Here is a 3,975-nt window from a genome sequence, read left to right on the forward strand (position 1 = left end):
TTGGCCGTGCCCTGGACCTCGTTGCCCGGCTGCCAGATGGTCCGGTAGATCGGGATGCCCTGGTAGGCCTGGAGCCGGAAACCGCCCTGGACCTCCACCGTGTCCATGAACCGCTGCTGGGCCTGGAGCAGGCTGTTGAGCTTGCGGTGCATGGCCTTGGTCATCAGGAGCATGTTGGGGCTCCCGATCACCTTGTCGATGGCCTCATCGAGCATCTTGAGGGAGAGCTGCCCGCCGTTGGTCCCGGCCTCGACGATCTGCCCGGCCTGGATGATCTTCCTCAGCCCGCTGAACTGCTTGGGGTTCGCGGCCGCGTCCCCGACGATCAGGGCTTCCTCTTCCTGGTCCCGGACGGACTGCAGGCCGGACTCGATCTCTTCGGCCTCGCAGTCGAGCAGGGTCTTGCCCTGCTTCTGGAGCCGCCGCGTGACCTTCCCGCGGTAGAGGATCGTCCGATAGGGGAAGGTCTGCTGGTCGTAGGAGCTCTCCTGCTCGGTCGGCTCCTCGGTGTCGTTGACGAACTGGGCAGCTCCTCGCGCGGTCCTGCGGTTGAAGATGTAGGCCGAGCCGGACCCGGGCTTGCGGGGCAGGTTCTGCCGGAGCGGGTTGCTGCGCTCGATGATCTCCGCCAGCACGCCGTCGATCTGCGGCTGGTGGAGGATGGAACCGGCTCCCGCCAGGTCCAGGGCCTTCTTGAGCTCCTCAAGGTCGTTCATGGTCTTCTGTTCCTCCTTTGATCGCGGGGCCTATGCGGCGCTCCGGCTGTGCTGCACCGAGAGAAGGGCCCGCAGCTTCTGGCTGGGGTCGAGCTTCTCGAACGCCTTCAGGACTTCCTCGCCGTCCGCGCCGGGCTTGCGGCCGTCCCCGTCCGGGGACAGACCCTTGCGCAGCGTGGGGATATCGTCGATGGCCTTCTTGAGCTGCTTGGAGACCTCGGAGGCCACCACGGAGGCCACGTCGGGCTGCGCCGCGCCGGCGCCGTCCTGCTTGGCCATGGCCGGAGCGTTGTGCGACAGCATGGCCTCGACCATGGTTTTGGCCTCCAGCGCCATGCCCTTGACCTTGGCGTCGCCGGCCGAGACGATCTGGTCGAGCTTGGCGAGCAGGGGCACGAATGCCTGGCCCGCGAGCTTCTCGAACATCTTCATCATCCCGGCCAACTCGGCCTGGGGTTCGGCGGCGGGTTGCGCCATGGGCGCGGGCACCGGGGCTTCCATGGCAGGCTTGCCTGCCTCCGGGGGCGGCATGGCCGTGGTCTTCGCGGGCTCCGGCGCGGGTGCGGCGGGGGCTGCCCCGCCCTGTCCGGCCGCGGCCATGGGGGCCGCTCCCTGTTCCTTCTTCGGGTCCATATCTGTTCCTCCTTCATGCGTGGTTGCGTCTGCCAGGGCCATCTTGGTGTACCACCCGACGGCCTTGGCCTCGGGGTTGGCGGGCACGGATACAAGGGATGCCTCGATCAGGGACAGCCGCTGGATGACGTTGACGACCCTTTCCTGCTTGGCGTCCCACTTGCGCTCGCGCTCCAGCACGGAGCCGCGGATTGAGAACTTGTTCAGGACGCCCTCCTTGATCTTCTGGATGACGTCCGGCTCGGTGCTCGATATGAGGGCGTCGATCAGGAGGCCGCGCTGGTCGAACTTGACGCTGACCACGCGGCCGATAGGGCGCTTGAGATCGTGGTTGAGGAGGACGGTGGAGTTTTTGAGCAGGTCGTCGGCCGCGGCCTTGAGCGCCTCGGCGGTGATGACATCGCCCTGCTGGTCGAAGTCCGTGGTGGCGGCGTAGCCCACGATGTGGAACTCGCCGGCCTCCTCCGCCTGCTTGTAGATGTCTAGCGAGCAAGTGAAGGGGACTTCCCTCCTCAGCACGGCTGCCTTGGTCTCCACGTTCCTCCCTAAAAAGAAGGCGCCGCCGGTCCGGGGATGTGATCCTCGGGCCAGCGGCGCTTCGGTTGTTCCCGACCGCGCCTAAACTACTCCGCCACTAGGCGGAGAAGATCCTTCTGCTTGAAAGTCTGCTGCTTCCTCGCGAGCACGACCGCGCCGTCGTGGTAGTGCAGTTCCACGACGCCGAAGAAGCGCTCCTTCCTATTCCGTTGGTGGAACTTCCAGAGTGCTTCGTCCACGGCCTGCTCGTGCGATTCTGCCATCCATCAAACTTTAACGGATGACGGGGATTTTGTCCACGAACACTTCGAAGTGTTCGCAGGCAAGATGCCCAAGGGCATTCCATGATAGAATCGCAACAGGCTTGTCTCATATTGAGTCGACAAAATGCCAATAGCAAAATTTGTGCTTCAACACGCTGCAGTCGTACGAATCGTCAAGCATTTCGGTGGTTTTTTGTTCCAGAAGACCGCTGATTGTGCGAGATGGATTTGGGCCCGATGCGCAGATGCCTCGCATAATCCCCTTTGGGTCTCCCTCATAACGGTGGCGATAGGAAGCTTTGGTCTCCTTGCTTTGCAGACTCATGTTGAACAAGAGAAACAACTGCAGCAGGCTCGGCTGGAGGTGGTGAGAGATATAGCTGAACTCTACGGCGAAATGATCGGCACTCTCAACCATTTCAATAAGGCCCGCTGCGAGTTGATGGATCGTCGTCTTGGTAAGGCTGAGATCAACTTGCGATCAAACGAGATGCAGGAGCGAATGAGTAAAATTCAGGTCCAGGCTCAAGTCTTGACATTCAGAATCGCTACCCTATTCGAGCCGCGTGAGCCTTGGTATCGAAGGAGCTTCCCGAAGGTATTTCGTCTATCGCCATGTCGTCCCCGAGAGAAAGCTGCGCTTGAGTTGTTTCAGGGGTTCTATCAGTTCTACGATGGGTTTGAGAGAAAGGCTCTTGCGCTTGCGTCGAAAATCCCTGACGGTGTGCCCTGTGAGGCTGATGATAATTCCTATCTTCAGGAGTTCCATCGTCGAGCACCATTTCGATTGACCAACCTATATAATGCGATGGCTCCGATGGCGGGAACAGGAGAATTGGGGGTCGAATACCATCGACGGCCACCTGAGGATGATTTGCAGATTCTTAATCTGACTGCAAATGGCAAGGCGGTTCAGGTCGAGTGTCGAGTCGGCCTGGGCAATCGCGCCGATTGCAGACTAAAATGACCGAGGCGATTATGCTGCTTGACCAGACTACAATGGATCGTCAGCGGTGAGCGGACTAATCCGCGCAACAGAATTGATTTTGAAGATTGAACAAACAGCGCAACCTAACAGTTCTGCCGGCGCGGCGCGCTGCTCCGCGCACGGCAGACCCATGCGGCGGCCAATATGATTTTCGAAATTACACATCTAAAATGGGCGCTCGATAAGTTTCTCGGCATCTTCGGGATTTACCGCTCTCGGCCAAGACTTAAAGTCGAATACAAAACTCATGGGGGTGACTCCGGAGTTGGGTCCACTGATGATAAGCTGAGAATCCGTTGGCGCTACAAGGTCGTGATTACGAACATAACCAAGGAAGACGCCCTCGAACTCGCGGTCTTGCATGCCAATCTGCCGGAATTGGCTTCTTTGGGCATTCCTCACATCAAGGCTCTTGATATTGTGACGCTTGAAAAGGAACTCGTGCGCGAGCTCGATAGAGCAACGGTGGTGGCAGCACAGCATCGATTTCACGAAGCACTTCAACCAAACGAACTAAGGGATCTGGCTCTCGCGTTGGAATATAAGAACGGTCTAGGCATCACCTTCTATACAGACTATCGACGCGCTCGTGGTGCGGATTCAAATCAATGGCCACTACGAAAGCCGGTGAGGCCGCCTAACATTGGATAGAGCGGCCGGCGCCTCGATGAGGAAAATCTTGATAGGCGCCGCCGCTCATCCTCGGCGTTAGGTGGATGCGTGGCTAAACGGCCGCGAAGGCACAAGAGAATTGCGAAGCCAAGGGAATCGAAGGTTCTAGTCTGTTCCGCGGGATGTGGCGTCCGACGAATCTGAGGAACAAATGAAAACATGGAAT

At 59.3% G+C, this 3,975-nt stretch carries 5 protein-coding genes; 2 read left to right on the top strand and 3 right to left on the bottom strand.

The window, feature by feature from the left end; translation table 11 throughout:
* From WC614_14005 to WC614_14015, 3 genes are all read right to left on the bottom strand, one after another.
* Positions 1 to 716, bottom strand: a 716-nt coding sequence (locus WC614_14005) for a major capsid protein (GenBank protein MFA5034117.1), incomplete at its 3' end; no start/stop codon positions are given.
* 30 nt (positions 717 to 746) lie between these two features.
* Positions 747 to 1,886: an HK97 family phage prohead protease gene (locus tag WC614_14010; protein ID MFA5034118.1), complete on the bottom strand. Its 1,140-nt coding sequence runs from the start codon at positions 1,884 to 1,886 to the stop codon at positions 747 to 749.
* 86 nt (positions 1,887 to 1,972) lie between these two features.
* Positions 1,973 to 2,149, bottom strand: a complete 177-nt coding sequence (locus WC614_14015) for a hypothetical protein (protein MFA5034119.1) — start codon at positions 2,147 to 2,149, stop codon at positions 1,973 to 1,975.
* A 124-nt stretch (positions 2,150 to 2,273) separates the two neighbouring features.
* On the opposite strand from WC614_14015, the gene WC614_14020 reads away from it, so the two are divergent.
* Both WC614_14020 and WC614_14025 read left to right on the top strand, forming a co-directional pair.
* The gene (locus tag WC614_14020) at positions 2,274 to 3,116 is read left to right on the top strand and encodes a hypothetical protein (protein ID MFA5034120.1); all 843 of its coding nucleotides are present in this window, start codon (positions 2,274 to 2,276) and stop codon (positions 3,114 to 3,116) included.
* A gap of 165 nt (positions 3,117 to 3,281) precedes the next feature.
* Positions 3,282 to 3,788 (top strand): hypothetical protein, encoded by a 507-nt coding sequence (locus tag WC614_14025; protein ID MFA5034121.1) that lies wholly within the window; start codon positions 3,282 to 3,284, stop codon positions 3,786 to 3,788.
* The last annotated feature ends 187 nt before the right edge of the window (positions 3,789 to 3,975 follow it).

Source organism: bacterium (assembly GCA_041649255.1).
In the GTDB taxonomy this organism is placed as follows: domain Bacteria; phylum Hydrothermota; class UBA3073; order JACQXS01; family JAQTXJ01; genus JAQTXJ01.

What these genes read in the sequence shown, in the direction of transcription:
- WC614_14015 (MFA5034119.1), bottom strand. Translation starts at nt 2,149, where the DNA reads ATGGCAGAATCGCACGAGCAGGCCGTGGACGAAGCACTCTGGAAGTTC.
- WC614_14020 (MFA5034120.1), top strand. Translation starts at nt 2,274, where the DNA reads ATGCCAATAGCAAAATTTGTGCTTCAACACGCTGCAGTCGTACGAATC.
- WC614_14025 (MFA5034121.1), top strand. Translation starts at nt 3,282, where the DNA reads ATGATTTTCGAAATTACACATCTAAAATGGGCGCTCGATAAGTTTCTC.